This window comes from Pseudoalteromonas apostichopi (assembly GCF_030297135.1).
In the GTDB taxonomy this organism is placed as follows: Bacteria; Pseudomonadota; Gammaproteobacteria; order Enterobacterales; family Alteromonadaceae; genus Pseudoalteromonas; species Pseudoalteromonas apostichopi.
The window spans coordinates 2,237,077-2,262,564 of record NZ_AP028065.1 but is presented as its reverse complement, the minus strand read 5'-3'; the positions used below and the strand labels follow the sequence as shown (position 1 = coordinate 2,262,564).

General features: G+C 42.1%; 18 protein-coding genes. 5 read left to right on the top strand and 13 right to left on the bottom strand.

Translation table 11 applies throughout. From position 1 onward, the window contains the following. Positions 1 to 5: 5 nt before the first annotated feature. On the bottom strand, positions 6 to 2,057 hold the full coding sequence (gene prlC, locus QUE86_RS10175) for an oligopeptidase A (RefSeq protein WP_167658705.1): 2,052 nt from the start codon (positions 2,055 to 2,057) through the stop codon (positions 6 to 8). Between the two features lie 151 nt (positions 2,058 to 2,208). Between prlC and gorA the strand changes: the two genes are divergently transcribed. The 4 genes from gorA to QUE86_RS10155 all read left to right on the top strand — a co-directional run bounded on the left by gorA (position 2,209) and on the right by QUE86_RS10155 (position 7,465). Then, positions 2,209 to 3,570 (top strand): glutathione-disulfide reductase, encoded by a 1,362-nt coding sequence (gene gorA, locus QUE86_RS10170; RefSeq protein WP_286256993.1) that lies wholly within the window; start codon positions 2,209 to 2,211, stop codon positions 3,568 to 3,570. A 119-nt stretch (positions 3,571 to 3,689) separates the two neighbouring features. Next, the gene (locus tag QUE86_RS10165) at positions 3,690 to 4,736 is read left to right on the top strand and encodes a helix-turn-helix domain-containing protein (protein WP_286256991.1); all 1,047 of its coding nucleotides are present in this window, start codon (positions 3,690 to 3,692) and stop codon (positions 4,734 to 4,736) included. Positions 4,737 to 4,826: 90 nt separating this feature from the next. Further along, a complete protein-coding gene (locus QUE86_RS10160) occupies positions 4,827 to 6,608 on the top strand; it encodes a hypothetical protein (RefSeq protein WP_286256989.1) in 1,782 nt (593 codons plus the stop codon). A gap of 125 nt (positions 6,609 to 6,733) precedes the next feature. After that, positions 6,734 to 7,465, top strand: a complete 732-nt coding sequence (locus QUE86_RS10155; RefSeq protein WP_286256987.1) for a glutaredoxin family protein — start codon at positions 6,734 to 6,736, stop codon at positions 7,463 to 7,465. 54 nt (positions 7,466 to 7,519) lie between these two features. Here QUE86_RS10155 and tldD read toward each other — a convergent pair whose 3' ends face one another. The 9 genes from tldD to QUE86_RS10110 form a co-directional block, all read right to left on the bottom strand. Further along, on the bottom strand, positions 7,520 to 8,959 hold the full coding sequence (tldD, locus tag QUE86_RS10150; protein ID WP_130049770.1) for a metalloprotease TldD: 1,440 nt from the start codon (positions 8,957 to 8,959) through the stop codon (positions 7,520 to 7,522). Then, positions 8,956 to 9,786 (bottom strand): carbon-nitrogen hydrolase family protein, encoded by an 831-nt coding sequence (locus tag QUE86_RS10145; protein ID WP_286256985.1) that lies wholly within the window; start codon positions 9,784 to 9,786, stop codon positions 8,956 to 8,958. Before QUE86_RS10145 ends, tldD begins: the two co-directional genes overlap by 4 nt. Continuing rightward, positions 9,776 to 13,633 carry a YhdP family protein gene (locus QUE86_RS10140; protein ID WP_286256982.1) on the bottom strand — a complete coding sequence of 1,286 codons (3,858 nt, stop codon included), beginning with the start codon at positions 13,631 to 13,633 and terminating at the stop codon, positions 9,776 to 9,778. The genes QUE86_RS10145 and QUE86_RS10140 overlap by 11 nt, the downstream gene beginning before the upstream one ends. Further along, positions 13,633 to 15,105, bottom strand: a complete 1,473-nt coding sequence (gene rng, locus QUE86_RS10135) for a ribonuclease G (protein ID WP_130049773.1) — start codon at positions 15,103 to 15,105, stop codon at positions 13,633 to 13,635. The genes QUE86_RS10140 and rng overlap by 1 nt, the downstream gene beginning before the upstream one ends. Before the next feature lies 1 nt (position 15,106). Beyond that, positions 15,107 to 15,676, bottom strand: coding sequence for a Maf family protein (locus QUE86_RS10130; RefSeq protein WP_286256980.1), 570 nt, complete (start codon positions 15,674 to 15,676; stop codon positions 15,107 to 15,109). Beyond that, on the bottom strand, positions 15,676 to 16,155 hold the full coding sequence (gene mreD / locus QUE86_RS10125) for a rod shape-determining protein MreD (RefSeq protein ID WP_054552785.1): 480 nt from the start codon (positions 16,153 to 16,155) through the stop codon (positions 15,676 to 15,678). Before mreD ends, QUE86_RS10130 begins: the two co-directional genes overlap by 1 nt. After that, positions 16,148 to 16,990 carry a rod shape-determining protein MreC gene (gene mreC, locus QUE86_RS10120; protein WP_130049775.1) on the bottom strand — a complete coding sequence of 281 codons (843 nt, stop codon included), beginning with the start codon at positions 16,988 to 16,990 and terminating at the stop codon, positions 16,148 to 16,150. The genes mreD and mreC overlap by 8 nt, the downstream gene beginning before the upstream one ends. Continuing rightward, positions 16,990 to 18,033, bottom strand: coding sequence for a rod shape-determining protein (locus QUE86_RS10115; protein WP_054552787.1), 1,044 nt, complete (start codon positions 18,031 to 18,033; stop codon positions 16,990 to 16,992). Before QUE86_RS10115 ends, mreC begins: the two co-directional genes overlap by 1 nt. A gap of 133 nt (positions 18,034 to 18,166) precedes the next feature. Continuing rightward, positions 18,167 to 20,194, bottom strand: a complete 2,028-nt coding sequence (locus tag QUE86_RS10110) for an SUMF1/EgtB/PvdO family nonheme iron enzyme (RefSeq protein WP_130049776.1) — start codon at positions 20,192 to 20,194, stop codon at positions 18,167 to 18,169. A gap of 236 nt (positions 20,195 to 20,430) precedes the next feature. On the opposite strand from QUE86_RS10110, the gene QUE86_RS10105 reads away from it, so the two are divergent. Next, positions 20,431 to 21,330 (top strand): 1-aminocyclopropane-1-carboxylate deaminase/D-cysteine desulfhydrase, encoded by a 900-nt coding sequence (locus QUE86_RS10105; RefSeq protein ID WP_233786783.1) that lies wholly within the window; start codon positions 20,431 to 20,433, stop codon positions 21,328 to 21,330. Here the strand turns inward: QUE86_RS10105 and QUE86_RS10100 are convergent. From QUE86_RS10100 to QUE86_RS10090, 3 genes are all read right to left on the bottom strand, one after another. Continuing rightward, complete coding sequence (locus tag QUE86_RS10100) at positions 21,327 to 23,054, bottom strand: EAL domain-containing protein (protein WP_178926556.1); 1,728 nt, start codon at positions 23,052 to 23,054, stop codon at positions 21,327 to 21,329. The two genes, QUE86_RS10105 and QUE86_RS10100, sit on opposite strands and share 4 nt — an antisense overlap. A gap of 253 nt (positions 23,055 to 23,307) precedes the next feature. Beyond that, the gene (ssb, locus tag QUE86_RS10095) at positions 23,308 to 24,015 is read right to left on the bottom strand and encodes a single-stranded DNA-binding protein (RefSeq protein WP_167658714.1); all 708 of its coding nucleotides are present in this window, start codon (positions 24,013 to 24,015) and stop codon (positions 23,308 to 23,310) included. A gap of 20 nt (positions 24,016 to 24,035) precedes the next feature. Beyond that, positions 24,036 to 25,403: an MFS transporter gene (locus tag QUE86_RS10090; RefSeq protein ID WP_130049780.1), complete on the bottom strand. Its 1,368-nt coding sequence runs from the start codon at positions 25,401 to 25,403 to the stop codon at positions 24,036 to 24,038. Between the last annotated feature and the right edge of the window lie 85 nt (positions 25,404 to 25,488).

Genomic DNA, 25,488 nt, shown 5'->3' with positions numbered 1-25,488 from the left:
AATTATTATGCAGCAATGCCGCTATGTCTTAGTAGTGCATCGACTTGCGGTTCGCGTCCTCGGAACTTTTTAAATAACTCCATAGGCTCTTCACTACCCCCTTTCTCTAAAATGTTCTTTAAGAAAGCTTCGCCCGTTGCAGGGTTAAAAATACCTTCTTCTTCAAACTTAGAAAACGCATCAGCCGAGAGCACTTCAGCCCACTTATAAGAGTAATAACCTGCGCTATAACCACCCGCAAAAATATGGCTAAAGCCATGCTGAAAACGGTTAAACGCTGGCGCTTTAACAACAGCAGTTTTACTGCGCACCTCGTCAAGTGTTGCTTGAATATTACATGGCTCACCCGCTTTGTAAGTATGGTGAATAGTAAAGTCAAACAACGAGAACTCTAGCTGACGCAGCATTTGCATACCTGATTGGAAGTTCTTCGCCGCAAGGAGTTTATCTAATAACTCTTTTGGTAACGGCTCACCTGTTTCATAGTGACCCGAAATAAAGCTCAGCGCTTCTTCTTCGTAACACCAGTTTTCAAGGAACTGACTTGGTAACTCAACCGCATCCCATGCAACACCGTTAATACCTGCAACCGGCGCAGCATCAACTTGCGTCAACATATGGTGAATACCATGACCAAACTCATGGAATAAAGTTGTCACTTCATTATGAGTAAACAAGGCAGGCTTATCACCCACTGCTTTATTAAAGTTACACACTAAGTAGGCAACAGGGGTTTGTAATTCGCCGTTAGCACGTACTTTACGACCCATGCAGTCATCCATCCACGCACCTCCGCGTTTGCGATCGCGGGCGTATAAATCAAGATAAAAGCGACCACGTAAGGTATTGCTGCTATCGTAAATTTCGAAGAAACGTACATCAGGGTGATAAGTATCAAACTCTGTTACTTCTTTAACACTAATGCCAAATAAACGATTTACTGTAGTGAATAAGCCACTTAATACTTTATTGGCTGGGAAATATGGACGCAGTACTTCATCAGAAATCGCATACTTCTCTTGCTTAAGTTTTTCGCCATAATAAGCGTAGTCCCATGCAGCAAGTTCCGTCACACCGTGCTTGTCTTTTGCATAAGCTGTTAGCTCAGCAAGCTCTTGCTCAGCTTGCGGTTTAGACTTAGCAGCTAAATCTTCTAAGAATGAGAAAACTTGCTCAGGCGTTTCTGCCATTTTAGTTGCCAGTGACATGTCAGCGTAGCTGCTAAAGCCAAGTAACTCGGCAAGCTCATGACGCAGTGCAAGCTCTTCGCTCATAATGGCAGAGTTATCAAATTCACCAGCATTAGGGCCTTGATCAGAGGCACGGGTCACAAACGCAGTGTAAAACTCTTCACGTAACTCGCGGTTATCTGCGTAGGTCATAATAGGTAAGTAAGATGGAAAGTCTAAAGTAAACACCCAACCTTCTAGCTCTTTACTTTGTGCGGTATCAGCACCAAGTGCTAAAGCAGACTCAGGTAAGCCAGCCAGTTCACTTTCATCAGTAATGTGTTTTTGCCAAGCAAGTGTAGCATCCATAACATTGTTACCAAACTTAGAAGCCAGCTCAGATAAACGCGCACTGATTTCGCCATAACGTTTTTGTTGTTCAGGTTTTAAAGCAATCCCTGACAGCTCAAAATCACGTAATGCATTAGTAATGGTTTTTTGTTGGGCAATCGTTAATGATTTAAATTCATCGCTATTATGAAGTGTGTTGTAAGCATCGTACAAACCTTGGTGCTGACCAACAAACGTTGAATACTCAGATAACAATGGCAAACATTGCTCATAGGCTTCACGTAACTCATCACTGTTAACGACTGAGTTCATGTGTGATACCGGTGAAAATAGGCGTGATAACTTGTCATCAGCTTCCTCAAGCGGAAGTACCAAATCATTCCATGTGTATGATTTGGTTGCCAGTACCTCATCGATTTTAGCGCGGCACTCAGCAATTGCCGCTTTTACTGCTGGCACTACGTGTACAGGTTCAATTTTAGAAAACGGCGGAAGCCCTTCTAAACCAATGAGTGGGTTATTTTCTGCAATTGTCATTTTTGTTCTCAAATTTTATGCGAAGATGATTTTGAAGTTGGGGCGAATTGATGAAATACAAGGGGCTTAACCTTGGTCTTTATTATGCTATTATCAAGTTATTACTAAATCGATTAATTAATAAAAAATTATCTATTTTTGAGGACAAACTATGGCTCAGCATTTTGATTACATTGCAATTGGTGGTGGTAGTGGCGGTATTGCCTCTGCAAACCGTGCAGCAATGCGTGGCGCAAAAGTCGCTCTTATTGAAGCAAAACACATGGGTGGCACTTGTGTAAATGTCGGTTGTGTTCCAAAGAAAGTTATGTGGCACGGCGCACAAATCGCTGAAGCTATTAACGCATATGCACCTGATTACGGCTTTGATGTTGAGTTAAAAGGTTTTAGCTGGGCTAAATTAGTTGAAAGCCGCGAAGCTTACATTGGTCGTATTCACCAAGGTTACAACAAGTACTTATCTAGCAATGGTGTGACTGTGATCAATGGCTTTGCTAAGTTTGTTGATAACAAAACAGTTGAAGTTGACGGTGAACTTTACACCGCAGATCATATCCTTGTTGCTGTTGGTGGTCGTCCTACTATTCCTAACATCCCTGGCGCTGAGCTTGGTATTGATTCAAACGGCTTCTTCGAGCTAGACGCACAACCTAAACGTGTTGCTGTGGTTGGTGCAGGTTACATTGCCGTTGAAATCGCTGGTGTACTTCATAGCCTTGGCACAGAAACCCACCTGTTTGTTCGTAAAAACAAACCGCTACGTACTTTTGACCCGTACATTATTGATACGCTTGTCGATCTTATGGCTAAAGAAGGCCCTACGCTTCACACTGATTGCACTCCAAAAGAAGTAGTTAAAGAAAGCGATGGTAGCTTAACAATTCACTTTGAAAATGGTCACAGCCAAAACGTTGATGAAGTTATTTGGGCAATTGGCCGTACACCAACAACTGACAAGATCAACCTTGCGGCAGCAGGTGTTGAAGTGAACGAAAGCGGTTACGTAAAAGTAGACGAATTCCAAAACACTACAGCTGAAAACGTCTATGCAGTAGGTGATATCATCGAAAACGGTATTGAACTTACGCCAGTAGCCGTTAAAGCAGGTCGTATTTTATCAGAGCGCTTATTCAATAAAGAATTGCCTGATGATTTAAAAATGGATTACGAGCTAGTACCAACGGTGGTATTCAGCCACCCGCCTATTGGCACGATTGGTTTAACAGAACAAGAAGCGATTTCGCAATATGGTGCTGAAAACGTAAAGGTTTATAAATCAAGCTTTGCAGCAATGTACACAGCGGTTACTCAGCACCGCCAAGCTTGTAACATGATGCTGGTGTGTGCTGGAGAAGACGAAAAAGTTGTTGGCTTACACGGCATTGGCTTCACAGTTGATGAAATGATCCAAGGTTTTGCGGTTGCCATGAAAATGGGCGCAACAAAAGCAGACTTTGATGCTGTTGTGGCTATTCACCCAACAGGCTCAGAAGAGTTTGTGACGATGAGATAAGATTAGCTTTAAGCTAAATTAAAACCTTGTGGTGCTGCCACAAGGTTTTTTTATGCCTATGATTACAAAGTGATGATGAGTTGTTAAACTCAGTTAAAAGAATAAGAACGTAAACTACTTTGCAATCAATCACTTTATTCCCTGTACACCTTGTACAGAGTATCTTTCTGTTCCAAATGTTATTTGGTGCATTATTAATTAATAGCCAAAAACAAAGTCGTTCCTTGGTGCTGCTATTTGTATTTCAAGGCTGTGTATGCGCCTTTAACCTGTTTGAAGGGTTAGGCCTTTCTGATTACTTAATCACACCGGCATTTACATTACTGTATGGGCCTATGATTTACTTTTTTACCTTGTCGATTACAGGTAAGCAGCCCTTTATAACATCACACTACGCGGTTCACTTAATTCCTGCGGCTATTTCCTTGGCCTTTACCCACTACACGCAGGCAATCATTTTACTCGGTTCGCTCAGTCAACTTGGCTACTTCTACTTTGCTTACGGCACTTTAGAGGGCTACCACAAACAACTTATGCATGCGCGCTCAGATGCTGAGAGCCTTAAATTAAAGTGGCTGATCAAAGCATTATTTATTTTTGCCATTATTGTCGTATTCGATTTGCTGCGTATGAATGTGCAACCAATCACGCCGCTCGATTTAAAGATGCACTGGTATTTATTAAACGAAATACTGTTACTGCTAATGTTTAGCTTTTTGTTGTTTCACACCATCAAAAATAGCTTTCAATTCGAGCCAGTCACATTGCCTGAAGAATCCGAAGCTGAACAAACTGATTCGTCTGACGAGCAACTTGCGCAGCAAATTTTTTCAACCATTGATAACTTGATTATTAATGAATCGCTTTATCGACAACCTAGGTTGTCATTAAACGACTTAGCAAATCAAACTGGGCTCGGTAGTAAAGAAATATCTTGGGCTATTAACAGCACAACGGGGAACAACTTTTGTGAGTACATCAACCAGCATAGAGTGAATGATGTTAAACGCGAAATAGAGCAAGACTCATCTCAAAAACTCAGCCTGATAGAACTGGCATTTCAAGCTGGCTTTAATTCTAAATCGACTTTTAATGCGGTGTTTAAAAAAGAAACGGGATTAACGCCGAGTCAATTTAAGAAGCAAACACTAAAAACCTGCTCATAAAACAGACAAAAAACGTCCTAAATCCTGTTTTAGGACGCTTTTTTACAGCCCTAACGCTAATTTAAACAAAAAACAGCTTTGAGACTCCAGATGTACAAGTCCTATTTTTTACTAGTAACATTGTGCCTATTAATAAGCTTTTCGAGCTTTGCTTTAGCAACGAATCATTCTTTAGAGGTAACAAATCAAGCCTTAAAAGTGCAACCAAGTCGTGTTGGTGCAAGCGACCCAATCGCTTACTTTCAATCGAAAACAACGGCTATAGAATTAGCTAAACAACAAAACTGGGCTCTGGTGAATAAACTCACAAAACAGCTCATTAATGAATATCAAAATGATGGCGATACTTGGTATTTACTTGGTCTCAGTTATTTTCAATTGGCTGATTATCAAAATGCCAGCAATGCTTTGCAACGCGCACTTGCAATTGGGACTAGCTTAAAAGGCATTCCTAATGGGGCCAGTAACCCTAACGATTTAATGGTGAAAATTGCAGAGGCATACGCAGAGCTTAACAACCAACAGCAAGCAGAATATTGGCTTAAAAAAGCACTGGCAGCAAGATGGGATGACCGCCCAACACTTGCTGGCACCAGCTTATTTAAATCTGGTACTAATCCTCACTTTGAACGCTTTGCGCAATCAGCCAGTTACAAATCACTTGCAGGTAATGATTTAGATACTGAGCTCAATCGAGATCAAAAATGGCGCGCCGATTTAGCGTTTTTAGTTGCAGAGATTAAACGTTTACACGTGGCAATGTATCAAAACATGAGCTCACAACAGTTTGCAGAAAAAGTAGCTGAGATTGATAAATCGATTCCTGTTCTGACTGATCAGCAAATTGTTTTTCAGTTTATGGAGCTAATTGCGTTACTTGGCAATGGTCATAATCTATTGATCCCAGCATGGGGTGAAAAAGGCAACTTTCAGCAACTACCATTTCAGTTTTATCAATTTAGTGACGGCTTATACATCACCAAAGCAAGTAGCGATTACCAGCAATATGTTGGCCATAAAGTTGAGGCATTTGCCGATACACCAGCCCAGCAAGCTCTTGAGTTAACTAAACGTGTTAATGCTCGCGATAATGAAATGCAAACCCTTTGGCTGGGACCATATTATTTAAGTTTGCTTGATGTACTAAACGGGCTTGGCATTAGCAAAGGTAACGAGGTAACGCTCACGCTCAGCTCGCCAAAAGGCGCTCTCACCACAGTTACACCAGCGCTCAAGCCAATGCAATTTGCAGGTTTTCCTAAGTTACCAAAACTTGCTGAACACCCTACGCTTAGATACTTAGCGAAAAACAACACACCGTTTTGGAGCGAACAAATAAAAGCGAATAAATTACTGTATGTACAATTCAATGATGTACGTAATAGCAAAGATCTCACCCTTGCTGAATTTGCTATGCAGCTACAAGCACAAATCAAACATGATGACATTGAGCATATGGTGCTAGACCTTCGCCATAACAGTGGTGGTAATGGCTCGCTCACCCCACCTTTGGTAGCAACGGCCGCATTTTTTAAAGTATTAAAGCCACAAGGAAAGTTATTTATATCAATTGGCCGCAATACATTTTCGGCAGGCCATGATCTAGCAGTTAAGATTACCAATATAGTGCCAGCAATTTTTGTAGGTGAACCATCAGGCACCCGCCCTAACGTGGCAGGTGAAGCAGGCTGGTTTAACCTACCATACAGTAAACAAACAGGCCTTATTTCGAGCCAATTCCACCAGCAAAGCAGAGCTGAAGACCATCGTATTTGGTTAGCGCCCGATATGCCAATTACGCTTTCTGCAAAAGACTACTTTGCAGGTGTAGACCCAGTAATGGATGCTATTTTAACCATAACCAAGCAATAAACAGTGCTGGCACAAACCTTGTAACTGTTAATAAAGTAACCAGTTATAGCAACAATTTGCCCTTGTTTACTGTGTAATTAAGCAACTTTTACGCAGTACTCAAGGCATTTTTACAAGGAGGCACTGTGTCTAAGTCTGCAATTTTATACCGCATGGTGACCGATGAGCATATTTGCCCGTTCGGTTTAAAATCAAAAGATTTATTAGAGCGACATGGTTACGATGTTGACGATCGTCACTTAACCAGCCGTGAACAAACTGACGCATTCAAACAGCAGCATGATGTAAAAACCACACCACAAACCTTTATCAATGATAAACGCATTGGTGGTTACGATGATTTGCGCGACTTTTTTAATCTACCTAAGGCTGGCCAACTGGGCACCAGTTACACGCCTGTATTAGCCATTTTTGCGGTCGCTATGCTACTCAGCTGCGGTTTTACTTATGCCAGCGGTGAGGCTTTATTCTCTTTGCAAAACCTGACGCTGTTCGTTGCAGTATCAATGGCGGTATTAGCGATACAAAAGCTACAAGACTTATACAGCTTTTCTAACTCATTTATTACCTATGACTTACTAGCGATGCGAATTGTGCCCTACGCTTATGTATACCCGTTTATTGAGGCGTATGTAGCGATAGGTATGGTAGCTGAATTACCTGCCTTAGCTGTTGCCCCATTTTCATTATTTATTGGTGGTATAGGTGCAGTATCGGTTATTAAGGCTGTGTATATCGATAAACGAGATCTGAAATGCGCCTGTGTTGGTGGCGACAGTAATGTGCCGCTCGGCTTTATCTCACTGAGTGAGAACTTATTTATGATAGCCGCGGGTATATGGATGCTAGTAAGCTAATACAAAAACGCGAGGGATTACCCTCGCGTTCATTATAACTATAATGAGGGAATATTAAGCCGTACCACCCACCGTTAAGTTATCAATTTTAAGGCTTGGTTGACCTACCCCAACAGGTACGCTTTGGCCATCTTTACCGCACACGCCAACGCCTTTATCAAGTGCTAGATCGTTCCCTACCATTGAGATCTGCTGCATCACTTCTGGGCCATTACCAATTAGTGTGGCACCTTTGATAGGTTGCGTGATTTTACCGTTTTCAATTAAGTAGGCTTCAGAGGCGCTAAATACAAATTTACCTGACGTGATATCCACTTGGCCGCCACCAAAATTAGGCGCGAAGATACCCTTTTTCACCGAGCTGATAATATCGGCTTGGCTGTGCTCTCCACCTAACATATAAGTGTTGGTCATACGTGGCATAGGTAAATGAGCGTACGATTCACGGCGCGCATTACCGGTAGGGTTAACCCCCATCAAACGCGCATTTAGCTTATCTTGCATGTAGCCTTTTAGAATACCGTTTTCAATAAGCACGTTATACGCAGCAGGAGTGCCTTCGTCATCTACGTTCAATGAACCTCGGCGATCAGCAATGGTGCCATCATCCACGACTGTACACAGCTCAGATGCAACCTTTTGACCTACCTTACCGCTAAAAGCTGATGCGCCTTTACGGTTAAAGTCACCTTCTAGGCCATGACCTACCGCTTCGTGTAGTAACACGCCCGGCCAACCTGCACCTAGTACTACTTCCATGCTACCTGCAGGTGCATCGATAGCTTCTAGGTTTACTTTCGCTTGGCGAACAGCTTCTTCCGCGTATTCCATCCAACGCGGTTTGCCATCGACTAACTCTTTAAAATAACCATAATCTAAACGAGCACCGCCCCCTGCACCACCGCGCTCACGACGACCATTCTTCTCAAGTAACACTGAACAATTTAAACGAATAAGCGGGCGAATATCGGTTGCAAAGGTGCCATCACTTGCAGCAATTAACACTTCTTCATAAACCGCCGACATTGAACTGATCACTTGCTCAGCATCAGGTGCTAATTGACGAATATAGCTTTCAAGCTCACGTAGCAGACTTACTTTGTCATCATTGCTCATGCTTTGAATAGGTTGATGCGGCGCATACTGCTCTTTAGCAGCAACATCACTGAACACCTGAATCGTTTTGTTTTCGCCTGCATTGGCAATACTACGCGCCGCGGTTGCGGCTTTATTTAACGCTTCAAGATTAATCGCATCTGAGTATGAAAAACCGGTTTTTTCACCACTAACAGCACGCACACCCACACCGCGTTCAACGTTGTAAGAACCTTCTTTCACTAAGCCATCTTCAAGCACCCAAGATTCGTGGTGACTAGATTGAAAATACAGGTCGGCATAATCAACTTGGTGTTGATGAATAAAAGCGAGCGTTTTTTCTAATTCTTCTCTCGTTAGTTGGCTGTCATGTAATAAATGCTGTTCAACCGTGTTCATAATAAATGCTCTCTAAATCGTTGCTGAGACTGCATAGGCATGTCTTGGCGAATTGTATTCAAGCGGTTTAAATCAAGCCAATGGCTGATAAACCCAGTACCAGAGGCAAGCTCACTGAGCGTTTCTCCCCATGGTGAAATAATAATGCTGTGGCCATAAGTGTGACGGCCATTCTCGTGCTCGCCCCACTGTGCTGCGGCAACCACATAACATTGTGTTTCGATTGCGCGCGCAGCTAATAAAATATGCCAATGAGCAGCGCCGGTGACTGTAGTAAAGGCACTTGGCACTAAAATGAGGTCAGCCCCTTGTCGCTGCATCGCGGTGAATAAGCCACTAAAACGTAGATCATAACATACTGCTAGGCCAATTTTACCAAATGGCGAATCAACCACCACAATATCCTCGCCCGCCTGCGTCGCATCAGACTCTCGGTAACTGCGCGTCGTGTCGGCAACATCTACATCAAATAAGTGAATTTTATTGTACTGTGCAACCACATCACCCTGGTTATTAAATAAAAACGAGGCAGCTAAATACTTACCATTTTGCTGCGAAACAGGGAGGGTACCAGCAGCTAACCAGATATCATGCTGCTTACATAAATCGGCAAGTTTCGCTTTATAAACCTCACTCTGTTGACCTAATTCATAGCTTGCTTGGCTGTGCTTACTAAAAATCAAAAAACTTTCAGGTAAACACACAAGCAATGGCCGAGTAGCAGGTAACTTGGTCAGTGTATCTGCTAGAAAAGCGAGGTTTTGCTCAGCATTCATGCTTGAGCACATTTGTACTGCGACAACCTGTGGTTGATGATTAGTCTTCATTGTTACCTAAACTCGCTGAAGATGCGGCATCTTTTAATTTTAATTGCGTCGACGACTGTGGCTGACTTTGCGCAGCTTGCGGTAACGTCACTTCACGACTCTTACGATCAAGCTCTTTCACTACAGGATCATTCATACTCCCTGTTACTTTAAAGTTGATCTCAGAGATCACTCGTGCCGAGTGAATTACTTTATCGATTGCCAGCGCTGCAAGACCACTTACGGGGTTGACCATCCATGCCACAATAACAGGAATACTTGAGGTTACCTGCGGTGCAACAGCCAGGTCGTAATCAATTTCAAAGGTGTTTAAGTTAGTGTGGCCTTTAATCGTTAAATCGGCAGGTACACCATCAAGCTTGGTATCTTGAGTGTAAGCAATGCCCTTTTCTAGCTGCATCGTGCCTTGCATGCTGTTATAGAAAAAGCCTTTAGAGAATACATCTCTAAAATCGAGTTTCAGCTTACGCACTAACGAATCTAAACTCAGTAATGAGAATACCCGCGCACCACCATCACTAATTTCTGTAAGGTGACCTTCACCTAAACGCCAATCTAGCTCCCCCGCTAAACTGGGTACGTCAAAGTTATAAGGTGCGCCTTGCCATGCAAGATCAAACTTAATATCGGCATCAGAATCTTTTACTGTTGTTGTGATATCAAATTCATCAAATAACTCACCGATATCGTCACTTTGTAAGTTACCAGTAAAGCGTGTTTGACCATCAGCAAATTGCCCCTTACCACGCAATACATGATCGCCTTTGTCAATAACAAGCTCAGTGAACAAGAGTTTACCTTGCTCTCCTACTAAGCTGCTTTTAATTTTATCGAGTTGATATTCTGCCACTTTACAATCTTCGCAGTTAAACTCGATAGCTGGAACACGAGTTAACCATCTTAAATCTTCAGGTTCAGAAACTTGATCTGCTTGCTCTGCTACTTCGTTGAAGTTAATACGCAGATAGTCAGTAAAAATTTGAATTGGTCTGCGCGTTTCACCGGTTGGAATAAGTGCGTCGGCACGTAATTCTTTAGCATTTAACCTTAACTCTAAGTCTGATTGTTTTGGTGCTAAGCGAAATTCAAAATCATTAAAGTCGATATTATGTAATGCCAGCTTATTAAATTTACCCGTTACGTTATTGAATGCAGGCATCACACTTGGCGCGTCAGACTTCACTTTTGTGAGCGCAATAATTTGATCAATTAAGCCAAACCAAGGCACTATTTTAGTTTCTGGCAAATCGATAGATACAGCAAAACCTTCACGATTAAGACCTAAATCTTGTGCGCCTAAAATTAAATGGGCATTACTAAATTTCTGTTTACCATTATCTAAAATCGCATTAAAGAAAAGCTGCTCATCGATATTAGCAGTAATCAGATTTGAGATGCGGTCGCCTTGTACCACCGCGGTTAATGGCCAACTTTGCTCTGAACTCTTGTTATAAGGTGCCGGCAACTGGCTAGTCACACCGATTAAGTCGCCACTCACATCTGCACGATAATTGAAATCATTCGGTAAAAAATTAAGTGAAACATTAATATCAACATCGCTTTGACCGCTTAAGTAACCTGCAAGCAAACCATGGGCTTGTTCAATTAAAGGCTCAGCTTCAAGCGCCAGTTGTATATCAATTTCTGCGAGGTAGTTATCAGCCACGCTTTCGCTGTTATAACTCGCAGTGAGTGGCATCCCCATCCAGTTTGCTTTAGCATTTTTTAGGTCGATTTTATCGTTATTAAACTTAACGATACCAGTCATGTTATTAAGTGTGATCCCCGGTTGTGCAAGGTAAACCGGAATATTTGCAAGTTCAACTTCACCAATCGCATCAACATGACCAGAACGTAAATTAACTAACAGCTCAATCTCGGCGGTTGCTTCACCTTGAGGTTGCACGACTTCAAAGACACTTGCTAAAGGCTTTGCAAGCGGAGTCTCAGTAAAGAAAGGATTAAGCTTATTGCCATGGGCGCGCTTGTTTATAGCAACTTTTAGTATCTCTGCATTCATTAAATCTGCAATACTGACGTGCACACTCTCTCCGAGAGATAAATTAACTAGCTTGCCTGACTTGCTATAGATATCCATGCGCTCATTTTCAAAATGTAAAATGACGTTAGCATTTTCAACTGTAGGCCAGCTCGGTGAGAATTTATATTTGGCACTCTCAACATTCGCTAAAACTTCAAATTGACCTTGCTGCTGTTTGAATGGAAAACCTTTAAATGGCCCAGAAAACAACACTTGAGCTTTGTTTACTTCACCGCCCTTAATTGCCCCATTGAGGTAATTAACCAACTTTTCGCTCATCACAGGTAATGGGAAATAATGCCCAGCTACGTTGGCATCAGGGGCATAGGCTTCAGCATATAAATCTAAACGCGGCTCATCAGTAAGACTAAGCATCATCTCAGCTGCAAGGGTAACTTCGTCGTTATCAAGCCAGATATTATCGCTACTAATACGCCAGCCATCGTCGTAACGATGAAGGTCTAGCTCGACATTTAATTGGTTATAAGCAATATCTTGGCTAAAGCTGCCGTTCGTGAGCAGTTGATTATTCTCGCCATATAACTGAATTCGACCAGCTGATTGATTAATTAAGCCATCAACACGAATAGCTTGCCCACCAGGAATCCCTTGCAGCGATAGCCAATTAATTTGCTCACCTTGAAACCAGAACTGCCACTTATCTTGCTGACCTAATTCTAAATAGGCATCACTTAATTGACCATTGGGTTGGCGTGCTAAAAATGGTGCTAGCACCTCAAAGTTACTTAACTGCGATAACTTGGCGAGTAATGCAAAATCAAATTGTTTAAGCCAGATTTGGCTTTTATCGCCAAGTTGAGCTTCAAATTGTAAGGTCGGCCATTCTTTTAAGTCACTTTCAAACGTGAGTCCGGTGCTTTTTAAGCGCCAGCCATTTTGCTTTGGAAATAAATGAAAGCCACCTTCACTTAAGCTAATTTGATGTGCTTCTTGGTTTTGCTGCCAGTTGATAAAGCTAGGTAACCACTGCACTTTTACATCGCTGATCAGGCCTTTCTCAAGGCTAAACCACGTCTTTAAGTTGATGTCTGAATTAAGCTGCTGTTTGTCAGTATTAATATATTGCGCCAACCACTTAGACACATCGACGTTCGCTGCTTGGACATAAATATCACCAGCCATGCTTTCGAGGGTTGAGCCATTAAGTGCCATACGGGCGTCAAAGCTACCAACAGAAATCCCCGGTAACGCTAATGTTCCCGAGCCTTGATGCTGCTCTGGGGTATTTTGCCAAACAATGTTTTCAAGGATCAGCTTACGCTCTTTGCCATCACTGAGGGTAAGGTTAAGGCTACTGTCTTGCACTGCAAAGTGGCCTGTTTCACCAAGGAATAAGCCTTCAATCAGTTCTTTTTGCTCAAAGTTGCCTGCTTGCTGGTTATTACCCAAATCAAGCATAGTGGGTAAATCAACATCAGCATGAAAGCCATTGATCACAAAGTAGCTCGATTTAAGCTGACGGCTTTTCACCGACTCCCATAAGTTTACTTCAAGGCTGGCTTTATCAATGGTTAGTGCGATGGGTGAGGTTTGGTTATCTTCAAACGAAATGTCTTCAATGACTAAGGCAGGACCTTTGCCCTGCCAGCTAGCCGAGATAGAACCAATCGCTAAATTAACATCAAAACGTTCATACAAAAACGCTTCAATATCATCTTTATAGTCATTCGCATAAGGGAGTGAATACTTCACAACAGAGACAATAACGGCCAGCAGTACGAGAGTGATAGCAAATACTTGCCATAACTTACGTAAACAATAAAAGCAGACCGTTTTTGCCTTCATTACATCATTACCACATCAAACTGTTCTTGGTTGTATAAACTCTCTGTTTGAATACTGACTTGCTTACCGATAAATAGTTCCAGCTCTGCAAGATTGTGATACTCATCGTTGATCAGCGCTTCACTTACCGAAGGAGCGGCATAAACCATGAACTTATCAGCCGCATAAGCACGGTTTACCCTAACGATTTCACGTAAAATTTCGTAGCAAACTGTTTCTACCGTTTTTTGTGAACCACGACCGGAACACGCAGGACACACATCACAAAGGATATGCTCTAAGCTTTCGCGGGTACGCTTGCGGGTCATCTCTACTAAGCCTAGTGCAGATAGACCATTTATGTTGGCTTTTGCACGATCTTTTGCAAGAGCTGACTCAAGCGAGTGCAATACTCGGCGCTTGTGCTCATCACTGACCATATCGATAAAGTCGATGATAATGATGCCACCTAAGTTGCGTAACCGCAGTTGACGTGCAATCGCAGAGGTCGCTTCGATATTAGTATTAAAAATGGTTTCTTCTAAATTACGATGACCAACAAACGCACCAGTATTTACATCAACGGTTGTCATCGCTTCGGTTTGGTCAATAATTAAATAACCGCCCGATTTAAGCTCAACTTTACGGTGGAGTGCTTTTTGAATCTCGGTTTCAACATCGAATAAATCGAAAATAGGCCGCTCACCAGGATAATATTCAAGTGCTCCCGATAAGATAGGCACAAACTCTTCTGTAAACTCTTTAAGCTCCTGATAAGTGAGCTTTGAGTCAACACGAATACGCTCCATGTCTTCACCTACGTAGTCACGTAAAGTGCGAAAAGCGAGTGTTAAGTCTTCATGCAAGATGCTTTCTTTACTGATTTTTTTACGCTTAGTAACAATTTTTTGCCACAGTTTTTTTAAGAACTCAGCATCATGACGTAGCTCAGCTTCCGACGCACCTTCTGCTGCGGTACGAACAATAAAGCTGCCATCATCATCGCCATATTCAGCAACAATTTTCTTTAAGCGTAAACGTTCTTCTTCAGTTTCAATGCGCTGGCTCACACCAACATGAGTCGCATCTGGCATGAACACTAAGTAACGTGAAGGAATGGTGATATCAGTTGTTAAGCGTGCACCTTTGGTTCCAAGAGGGTCTTTAACCACTTGCACCATGATATATTGACCTTGGCGCACAAGCTCACGAATATCTTGTACTTTCTTTATTGGCTGCTCATCAACGCCTTCCACAATCGAGGCACTGTTTACAATGTCCGATGCATGTAAAAAGGCAGCTTTCTCTAAGCCAATATCCACAAACGCAGCTTGCATGCCTGGTAAAACACGGCTGATTTTACCTAGGTAAATGTTACCGACAATACCTAGGTTGCCAATTCGCTCTAGTTGAATCTCTTGCAGTACGCCATTTTCGATAAGCGCAACGCGACTTTCGCTCGGTGTAACGTTGATCAGTAATTCAGTGCTCATGTTACCCTCTTAAAAATTCGTTTAATAACTGCTCTGTCTCATATAAAGGTAAGCCGACAACTGCAAAATAGCTACCCGAAAGATGGCTAACAAAGCGCCCACCTAAGCCTTGTATGCCATAACCACCAGCTTTATCTTGTGGCTCACCACTATGCCAATAGGCATCAATTTCAGCATCGCTGAGCACTTTAAATGTGACATCAGTCACAACAAGACAGCTTTTTACTTGCTCACTATAAGCAATTGCCACAGCCGTCATCACTTGATGGGTACGGCCAGATAAACGCTTCATCGTGGTAGTAAAATCTGCTTGGTCTAGCGGTTTACCGAGTGCGGTATCATCAATTACAACTACGGTATCGCTGCCAAGTACTGGACGGTCAATGTAACCCATAGCTACGCCTGATTGTGCCTTGAGTCTGGCAAGACGCTCTACATAGTCACGAGGGGCTTCGTTTGGGAACTGGCTTTCATCTGCATCAACGCTAAATTGAGAAAACTCAACGCCAAGTTGGCTGAGCAACTCTTTTCGGCGCGGTGATGCAGACGCCAAATAAATTGCGGTTTGCATTATCTAATCCTGAAATGACGGCGATATTTACGCAAAATTAAGAAAATCCACCACCAACAAAGCATGCCGGTTAGCACTGGCCACATATAATGGGGGCTAAAGTAAACGCCCATTAAAAAGTGGTTAAGCCAAAACTGCATGAGGTGATAAAGCGTTAAAAACAAAGCAATTAATATACTTTGCTGCCATAAAGAAAAGTTTCTAATTTTTTGGAAGTTACTAGCAGTGATAAATATACACACCGAATAAGTCAGTGAGTTCACACCTAATGGCGATCCTGATGCAAGGTCCATCAATAAACCAACCACCCAAGCTGTGCCAATATTTAAACGGTGTGGCACCGCTAATGACCAATACATTAATACCATTAACACCCAATCTGGACGATAGGGCTCAAACGAAATCGGTAACGGCATTAACGCCATAACCAATGCAAAGAAAATACTGATAGCAATCAGCAAAGAGTGACGACTATTCATTGCTCATGCTCTCCTGCTGATTACGCCACAGCACAACCAATAAGCGAATACGATCGAGTTGTGCAATGGGTTCAGCATAAACTTGTGCAAACGGACGCCCTTCATCGCGGTTAATTTCGGTCACCACTGCAACCGGATACCCCTCTGGGAACGTGCCCCCCAGACCTGAGGTAACCAGAATATCGCCAATGCGAACATCAAGGCTATGCGGAACGTGCGAAAGCTTTACTACGTTAATTTTGCCAATCCCTTCAACTACGGTTCGCACATCGTTACGTAGAATACGCACTGGTGTGGCATGGGTTGTATCTGTCATCAGTAGTACTCGAGAAGTAGTCGAGCCCACTTGAGTGATTTGCCCCACAACCCCCATTTCGTCAATGACGGCTTGACCTTCACTTAGACCATCAGTTGTGCCACGGTTAATAACCACCTGATGGCTATACGGATTAGAGTGAACAGAGAGTACTTGTGCAATGATTTTACGATTTGATTGCTTAGCTGATGAACCCAGTAACGCTCGTAACTTATCGTTTTCACGAGATAAAAATTGCAATTGTTGTAGTTGTTCGCTTTGTAGTAACTGCTTCTTTTTTAACGCTTCGTTTTCAGTTAATAGCTGTTCGCGGGTGTGCAGATTCTTCGCGCCAATACTAAATAACTCATAGGGTAAATTGGCAAGATAAATAAGTGGGCTAACCAGGGTATTTAAACTAGTGCGGATTGTTGTACCACCTTGAGTGTAGCGATCGCCCACGATCAACACGACACTCAAAAGCACTGCGACAAAAAGTCGCAGTTGCAAAGAGATGGTACGACCAAACAGTAACTTCATTAGTCGTAACTAAATACGTCACCACCGTGCATATCAATCATTTCTAGTGCCTTACCGCCGCCACGAGCAACACAGGTTAATGGGTCATCAGCAACCACAACTGGAATACCGGTTTCTTCCATTAATAAACGATCTAAGTCTTTTAATAATGCACCACCACCTGTTAATACCATACCATGTGCAGAGATATCAGACGCAAGCTCTGGCGGAGATTGCTCAAGCGCAACCATCACTGCACTTACAATACCCATTAATGGCTCTTGTAATGCTTCTAAGATTTCGTGTGAGTTCAGTGTGAAAGAGCGCGGTACACCTTCAGCGAGGTTACGACCACGTACTTCAATTTCAATTGGCTCGTCAGTTTTGAAGGCCGAACCAATTTGGTGTTTAATGTTTTCAGCCGTTGCTTCACCAATTAAACTACCAAAGTTACGGCGTACATAGTTGATAATCGCTTCATCAAACTTGTCACCACCGATGCGTACAGATGAAGAGTAAACCACACCATTTAGTGAAATAATGGCAACCTCAGTTGTACCACCACCGATATCAACAACCATCGAACCCGTTGCTTCAGATACAGGCAAACCTGCACCAATCGCCGCAGCCATTGGCTCTTCAATTAAATAAACTTCACGTGCACCAGCACCCATTGCTGATTCACGAATAGCACGTTTTTCAACTTGAGTTGCACCACAAGGCACACAAATAAGTACACGCGGGCTTGGACGCATAAAGTTGTTGTTATGCACTTGTTTAATAAAGTGTTGAAGCATTTTTTCTGTCACATAGAAGTCAGCAATAACGCCGTCTTTCATTGGACGAATCGCTTTAATGTTACCTGGAGTACGACCTAACATTTGCTTAGCTTCAGTACCTACAGATGCCACGCTCTTAGGGCCACCAGCACGCTCTTGACGAATAGCAACAACTGAAGGCTCGTTTAATACGATACCTTCTTCTTTTACATAAATTAGGGTATTGGCTGTACCCAAGTCGATCGATAGATCGTTTGAAAAAATACCACGGAGTTTTTTAAACATGAGGCTGGATGACCTTTGAAAAATTCATTCTTATACTAGCTGCTCTCACTCTATCATGCTAATCATGAGAAAGCGCAACTGCTTTATTTAAATTGCTAAAAAAGGAAGCATCCATTGCTTCCTTTTCAAATTCCTATCGTTCGCGTACTAAACGGAAACCGATATAGTTTGCACGGAAATCTGGCGCTAAGATTAAGCGCGTTGATACGCGTGCTAGGCTAGGGGCAAAATTCCATGCACCGCCTCGAACAGCCACATCAGACTGTCCTGACTTTTTGTTTGTCCATTCCCACACATTACCTACTGTATCGTATAGGCCAAATGCGTTAGGAGAAAACGATCCTGTTGGTGCAGCGCTCTTATTTGACCATTCGCTACCACACCAGCCACAGTTCGCTAGATTCTTTCCAATTTCGTTACCCCAAGGGTATTCAGTTTCTTTACCTGCGCGTGCAGCGTACTCCCACTCAACCTCATTGGGTAAACGAAATAACTGGCCTGTTTGACCCGATAACCAATCTGCATACGCTTTGGCATCATTGTAAGTTAAACAAACCGCCGGAAAATCACTTTCTTGATCAAAGCCTGGGTTACGCCAGTTTAGGGTTGCTTCCCACACTGGTTCACCATTTAAGTAATACGCACAGCCGCGATCTTTTTCTGCTTCTGTTTTGTAGCCCGTATTCGCAACGAATTGCTCATACTCGCCAACGCTTACTTCTTTGCTTTGCATTGCAAATGAATTAGCAATGGTTTTTTCTACCACTGGACGTTCATTCGCTAAACCGTTGCCGTTAATATCACCCATCTTAAATTTACCAGCGGGTATAACCACAATGCTGGCAGAGCTGGTTTTATTAACAATACTTGCCACGGGTGCTATTACTGGTTGAGTTGGTGCCGTAGTAACCTCAGCAACAACTGGTTCTGGTACTTTCACTAGATTTGCATTAATTGTTTGCGCTTTACGCAGATCAATTCGCGCTTTATAGCTTTTGTAGCCTCGTTTGCGAATTTCAATTTCATGGAAACCTTTTGGTAATGATGTCGTTAACCTAGTTGCGCCATAGCTCACACCATCAATAAACACTTCGTCATCATAAACATTTGAACGCAGTGTTAATTCAACCATTTTAGATTTTTTTAGATCAGGTAATGGTTCAACCTTTATTGGCTTTTTTACAGAGTAATCGCTTACAGGTTGTTCACTCATACGTGAAACCGATACCACCTGCCCATTATCCTGAGGATCACTGAATGTTAACTGACTATCTGAATATGTGGTCCCGTAGCTTGGCTGAAAGTTTCCAGCTAAAGGTGTGCCATAGTCTGCACAAAAACGGTTGTCTAAATTAAGTAAGCTACATAAACGGCTACTATTTACATCACCGCGCATCGTCACGCTTAAGTTAACGTTGTAGTTACCTTGCCCACTAAAAGCGCTATTCACTACATGGCTACTTAAAATCTTAACTTGTGCACCAGCAAGGTTGCGTTTTGGTTCAACTAAACGCTCTTCAGTTAAGTTAGCAAAAATTTGGTCTACAAAACGTTTAGTGGCTTTTTGTAAGCCCATTTGCTGGCCGCGCTGTTCACATGCAGCAAGTGTTTCAGTGCGCTTACAGTTAATTGTATGATTAACCTCTAATGTGCCTTCACGAGTGAATTCGTTACGTAAACGCTCAACACGTGCCGTTGCTAACTGCTCTTTTAAACTTTCTAAGGTGTTTAACTGTGTATGTTTTGATACACGAATTTGCTCAATGTCTTTTCTATGTGAAGCAATTGCCGCCAATTGCATCGAAATATCATCTTTGTTTTGTTTGTGATCAACAACCGCTTTTTGATAGCGCGACTGCGCATTGCTGATATCAAGGGTTGGGTCATCAATTAGTCGGCGGTACATCTCGTTCATTGCATCTAGCGCTTGATTCTTTTCTTTGTCTAGCTCAGTTGAGCGGGCGCGCAATAATTCGAGTTGTTTTTGTAACTGACTTTCTTCTTTTAGGTGTTTTTCGAGGATTAGGGTCGAGTTATCGTATTCGGCTTGTTTTTTACTGATCTCTGATTCAATGCCAGTTACCGTAGCAGTATCTTGTGCAAATGCACTAGTTGCTAGCAAACTAACTGAAATTAACAGAGATAAAGGAGCAATTCGCATATATTCCATTCCCAAAAAGCGGCAATTATTTGGTCATTATTATTTTTTTATAATTAAACTCTTATGCTATGTACTTGCAAAGCAAAACACAAGCTTTGTTCAATTATTATCTGAGTTTACATCTATTACCTTAGTTGATGCCAGTAAATAACAAAATCATTTTGGTTTAATTGACTAATTTCTATCTGTAAGACAACTTTGCTACAATTGGATGTGTTTTTTTACTGAATGATACCGTGTACACTTTCTTTGAATCACCAATACAAACTGTTAATCACCCATTACTAACTGCACGTAAAATTCACCTTAGTATCAAGCGTGATGATCTTATTCACCCACAAATTAGTGGCAATAAATGGCGTAAGTTAAAATTTAACTTAGATGCTATGAAACAACAGAGGAAATCTGAGCTACTCACTTTTGGTGGTGCGTTTTCAAATCATATCCATGCTACGGCCACTGCAGGCAAACTATTTGGTTTTAAAACCCATGGTATTATCCGCGGCCCCGAATTAGATGAAGCAAACCCAACACTAAATTACGCTAAACAATGTGGAATGAGCTTGCACCCTGTTAATCGTATTACTTACCGTTCAAGGCACGATCAAACTTATTTGGCAAAATTACAAAAGCAGTTTCCTAATGCGTATATATTACCCGAGGGTGGCACCAACGCAGCAGCGCTTTTAGGCTGCAAAGAATTAGCACAGAGCTTACCAAGTTGTGATGTGCTTGTTTGTCCAACAGGTAGTGGTGGCACATTAGCGGGCTTAATTGAAGGTATGCCAGAGCATACTCAGTTATTAGGTGTGGCAGTGTTAAAGCAAGCTCACTATTTAATTGAGGAAATAAAGCAGCTCAGCAATAAAGCAATGCTACAGCAAAACTGGCAGCTACTTTGCGATTTCCATGATGGTGGCTACGGAAAGTTTAGCGATACTTTGTGGCAGTTTTGTCAAACGTTTACTAAGCAACACGCAATCCCACTTGAACCTATTTATAGCGGTAAAATGCTTTATGCCGTTTGGCAACTAATTGAACAAGGTTATTTTAGTGAAGGAACGCGCATTATTGCTGTCCATACTGGTGGGCTGCAAGGTTTAGATGGCCTTAAATATCGAAGGCTAATAGACTAACTATGAGGCGTAATATCAGCCAGCCTTTGCAATGGCTCTGCAAAGTAAAAACCTTGTGCAGCTACTACACCTAGGTTTTTCAAGGTAGCGAGTTCGTTTTGAGTTTCTACCCCAACCGCATACACTGGAAAGTTTAATTCTGTGCCTTTAGTAATTATTTGTTTAACGGTTTTTTGTTGCTGAGTATTAGTATCAATATTGTGAATAAGCTCAAACGCCAGCTTAATACTGCGTACACTTTTGATATTTTTTTTATAAGTTGCTAGATGCTCTGCACTGCGAACATTATCGATAACAATACCTGCCGACAGTGTTTCTAAACATTCAAATTGTGCACTAAGCTTTTTATGTTGTTTTAAATAATCATCTTCACTGAGTTCAAATTGCAATTTTTCTGTACAATTAAAATCATCCATTTGCTGTTTAAACCAAACCCAAAACTCATCATTAAACCAATTCATTGCATGCAAATTGATGCTTACTATTAATGTGCCAGTTTCGTTCACCAGCATTTTCTTCACTTGCGAAACCACTGTTTTATCCAACAGCAAGACATCTTTTTTACTGCTCATGTGCGGAATAAAGTGCCGCGCAGCCAACAAACCTAAGTTTTTATGGCGTATGCGGATCAATGCCTCGTGCTGCAAAATGTCACCTGTTTGTAAGTCAAACAACGGCTGAAAAAACAACATAAAATGCTTTTTCTTTATATATTCAAAAAGGTGCTCTTTGCTATCAGCCAAAATACTTGACTGTGTATGACCAAAAGGCAAGCGGTGAATATGCTGCCAAGCACTTTGTTTCGCCAATGCTAATGCCGATTTCGTAAGCTGATATACAACGGCCTGATCGGCACCTGTACGGTAATTACATACGCCAATTTTAATATCAGAGCGAGACAAGTCACTTCGGTAGTTTAAGCAAGCTTGATATATAACTTGATGTAATCGCTTAGTGTATTTGTCGACTTCAGTAGCAGGTACACTATTTAAGGTCACGGCAATACCACCAGATGGCAACAATTTAACAGAACGATTTACAAGCTCACCAAACCCTTTAGCTATTACTAATTTAAAGTAATTATCAACGTCGAGGTTGGCAGGAAATGGGTTCTTCCAAAAAAACAACGCAAACAAGTGATTATAATTTGTGGGTACACCATACAAAATATTCAAATCTTGATGGCCTAAAGGTTTTGGCGATGCTATTTTTTTTGTCGCCGACTGAATACTCGGCTTCTTAGTTGGATTAATTATTGGTTTATCTACGACAGCCAATTGCTTGAACATTTTTTTCCACCAGCGAAACCCCCAATACCCTGCTCCAAGCAAGATTAAATTTAAGAAAATAAATAAGTGGCTTTCGACCAGCCAAGAAGGCCAATGAAAAAGACGTAGATTAACCGTTTTATAGCTAAACACCTCTTGTTCAAGGTTAATAAAATTTGCAAAGTTAGAGGGTACGTCACTGACACTCACAGCAAAGCCTTGGCTCTTAGCTAATGAAGCAATAATATCTTGCGAGGCAACTGGGTCGAGATTTAACTCATAAACCTGTTTGGCAAGCTCAGTCCCTGTGCGATGCACTTTGTCGTGCAGCACATCACTTAAGAAAATATTAAAAACAACCAATAGCAAAAACGCGGCCATCATATAGATGACCACCGGTTGCTTGAATTGTGAAGTTAAATCTCGTTTCATTTCACAGGTTAGTTGCTTAAACATATACAAAGTGTTGTCCAAGAACCCTATAAATACAAGGCTGCAGGGCGATTTAAAGCAAGATCAGAAAAATCCTATAACCAGCGCTGTCAAAAGTTTTGTAATTTTAAATACCTAGCAATAATAGTTAATGAGAATTATTTTGTAACCAACACGACTCAATTAAAGAGTAGTGATACGAAGTGTTATGCAAATAAAAAACCCAGCTACTAGGCTGGGTTTAAAATATTGCAAACACTTAACGGTGTCTGGTCATTTAGAACGGAATATCGTCATCAAAGTCGATTGGTGGTTCCATTGGATTTGATGCGCCACCTTGTGGTGCATTTTGAGGCTTAGGAGCAAAACCACCTTGTTGAGGTGCGCTGCTTTGCTGCTGACCATAACCGCCACCATATTGGTTATTGCTTTGTTGTTGTGGTGCAGATTGTTGTTGTGGTGCAGATTGCTGTTGCGGACGCTGTTGCTGCTGTGCTGGCGCAGACTGTTGCTGTGGAGCATAACTATTATTGCTTTGTGATTGCTGAGCACCACCGCCGTATCCGCCACCTTGTTGCTGACCACCTTGGTAACCGCCTTGTGATTGACCACCTTGATAGCCACCACCTTGTTGCTCACCACGGCCGCCTAACATTTGCATTTGACCGCCCATGTCTACCACGATTTCTGTGGTGTATTTTTCTTGGCCTGATTGATCAGTCCATTTACGGGTTTGTAAACGACCCTCAATGTACACTTGTGAACCTTTGCGAAGATACTCACCAGCAACTTCTGCTAGTTTGCCAAATAACACGACACGGTGCCATTCAGTACGCTCTTGCATTTGCCCTGTGTTTTTATCTTTCCAGCTATCTGTCGTAGCAATGCTGATATTCGCTACGCCATTGCCATTAGGCATATAACGTACTTCTGGATCTTGGCCTAAATTACCAACCAAGATAACTTTGTTCACACCGCGTGCCATGGAACTTCTCCTATAAAACGTTAGATTAAACCAGCCACTTTGCGTGCTTGGTCTAGGTCAAATTCTTTATCATTAATCTTTAAATAGCTGCGATTTTCATCACAGACGACCGTTGCTTCAATTACGCCCGGTAAAGCAACAAGACGAGAAGCAAGCGCTTGTGCCTGCTGCTCTGAACTTAATTCAGTCATTAAGCTAATTATTTTACTTCTTGGTGGGACTTGCATATTCCAAGCAAGGATAAGCCATATTACCCCAACAAGTGCCGCCGCCGCAAACACTGCTTGCGCACTTAATGCTTGAGCAACGTAACCTCCTAATAAACCACCTAAAAAGGCACCAAAAAACTGCGTAGATGAAAATACCCCCATCGCAGAACCTTTCTGGTTTGCAGGGGCAATACGCGACACAAGTGCAGGCATGGTTGCCTCTAAAAAGTTAAAAGCAATAAAATAAACCAGCATACAAATGCCAATGCCAATCACCGAATCAACCCATAACGACATCGCTAACATACTTAAAACAAGTAGCGCGATTGAGCCAATAAAGGCTTGTTTTTCTTTTTCTTTACGAATCGCCACAATCATCATCGGTGCCATCAGGAAAAACGCTAAAAACAGCACAGGGATATATAAGTACCAATGGTGATCTGCAATTAAACCATCTTTTATAAGCTGCCCTGGTAAGGCTACAAATACGGTAGTTAATGTAAGGTGAAGTAGCATTACACCGAAATCAAGGCGCGCTAATTGTGGGTGTTTAATGAGTTGTTTAATGTCATCAACTGTCGCTAGCGTATCACCTCTTGGTGCCTTACTAACAGCATTTGGCACTAAAAATAACACGATTAAAATACCTAAAATGGCAAGTCCAGCAGTAAGCCAAAATACCCCAGCGACTCCCCAAGATGCAGCGACAATTGGCCCAAGTAACATGGCGACTGCAAAGCTCATACCGATACACATACCGATTACAGCCATCACTTTCGGGCGTTGTTCATCACGGCTTAAATCAGAAGCAAGCGCTAATAACGCACTGGCAATTGCCCCCATCCCCTGTAGTGCGCGCCCTAGCGTAACCATTTGCACAGACTCAGCCGTTGCCGCTATCACAGAGCCAAGAGCAAACACACAAAGGCCACCTATAATGACTTTTTTACGGCCAATTTTATCTGACAACCAACCCATTGGGATTTGCAAAACAGCTTGTGTTAAACCATAAGCACCAATAGCAAAGCCAATCCAAAGCGGTGAAAACCCTTCCAACTGCTGACCATAAATCGCCAACACTGGCATCAGCATAAATAGGCCAAGCATACGGAATGCAAATACGCTCGCCAACGAAACGGCTGCGCGTTTTTCTCGAGAGTTGAGTGAAGATGCTGTCATGAATTACTGATCTTGCTGTCTATTTAAAATTTGAGCGTGGATTCTACCACAAGCGAAAACTAAATAATCACCTGTAAGTGATGAT

What these genes read in the sequence shown, in the direction of transcription:
- mreD (WP_054552785.1), bottom strand. Translation starts at nt 16,155, where the DNA reads ATGAATAGTCGTCACTCTTTGCTGATTGCTATCAGTATTTTCTTTGCA.
- tldD (WP_130049770.1), bottom strand. Translation starts at nt 8,959, where the DNA reads ATGAACACGGTTGAACAGCATTTATTACATGACAGCCAACTAACGAGA.
- mreC (WP_130049775.1), bottom strand. Translation starts at nt 16,990, where the DNA reads ATGAAGTTACTGTTTGGTCGTACCATCTCTTTGCAACTGCGACTTTTT.
- QUE86_RS10110 (WP_130049776.1), bottom strand. Translation starts at nt 20,194, where the DNA reads ATGCGAATTGCTCCTTTATCTCTGTTAATTTCAGTTAGTTTGCTAGCA.
- QUE86_RS10100 (WP_178926556.1), bottom strand. Translation starts at nt 23,054, where the DNA reads ATGTTTAAGCAACTAACCTGTGAAATGAAACGAGATTTAACTTCACAA.
- QUE86_RS10115 (WP_054552787.1), bottom strand. Translation starts at nt 18,033, where the DNA reads ATGTTTAAAAAACTCCGTGGTATTTTTTCAAACGATCTATCGATCGAC.
- QUE86_RS10145 (WP_286256985.1), bottom strand. Translation starts at nt 9,786, where the DNA reads ATGAAGACTAATCATCAACCACAGGTTGTCGCAGTACAAATGTGCTCA.
- gorA (WP_286256993.1), top strand. Translation starts at nt 2,209, where the DNA reads ATGGCTCAGCATTTTGATTACATTGCAATTGGTGGTGGTAGTGGCGGT.
- QUE86_RS10140 (WP_286256982.1), bottom strand. Translation starts at nt 13,633, where the DNA reads ATGAAGGCAAAAACGGTCTGCTTTTATTGTTTACGTAAGTTATGGCAA.
- QUE86_RS10130 (WP_286256980.1), bottom strand. Translation starts at nt 15,676, where the DNA reads ATGCAAACCGCAATTTATTTGGCGTCTGCATCACCGCGCCGAAAAGAG.
- rng (WP_130049773.1), bottom strand. Translation starts at nt 15,105, where the DNA reads ATGAGCACTGAATTACTGATCAACGTTACACCGAGCGAAAGTCGCGTT.
- QUE86_RS10090 (WP_130049780.1), bottom strand. Translation starts at nt 25,403, where the DNA reads ATGACAGCATCTTCACTCAACTCTCGAGAAAAACGCGCAGCCGTTTCG.
- prlC (WP_167658705.1), bottom strand. Translation starts at nt 2,057, where the DNA reads ATGACAATTGCAGAAAATAACCCACTCATTGGTTTAGAAGGGCTTCCG.
- ssb (WP_167658714.1), bottom strand. Translation starts at nt 24,015, where the DNA reads ATGGCACGCGGTGTGAACAAAGTTATCTTGGTTGGTAATTTAGGCCAA.
- QUE86_RS10160 (WP_286256989.1), top strand. Translation starts at nt 4,827, where the DNA reads ATGTACAAGTCCTATTTTTTACTAGTAACATTGTGCCTATTAATAAGC.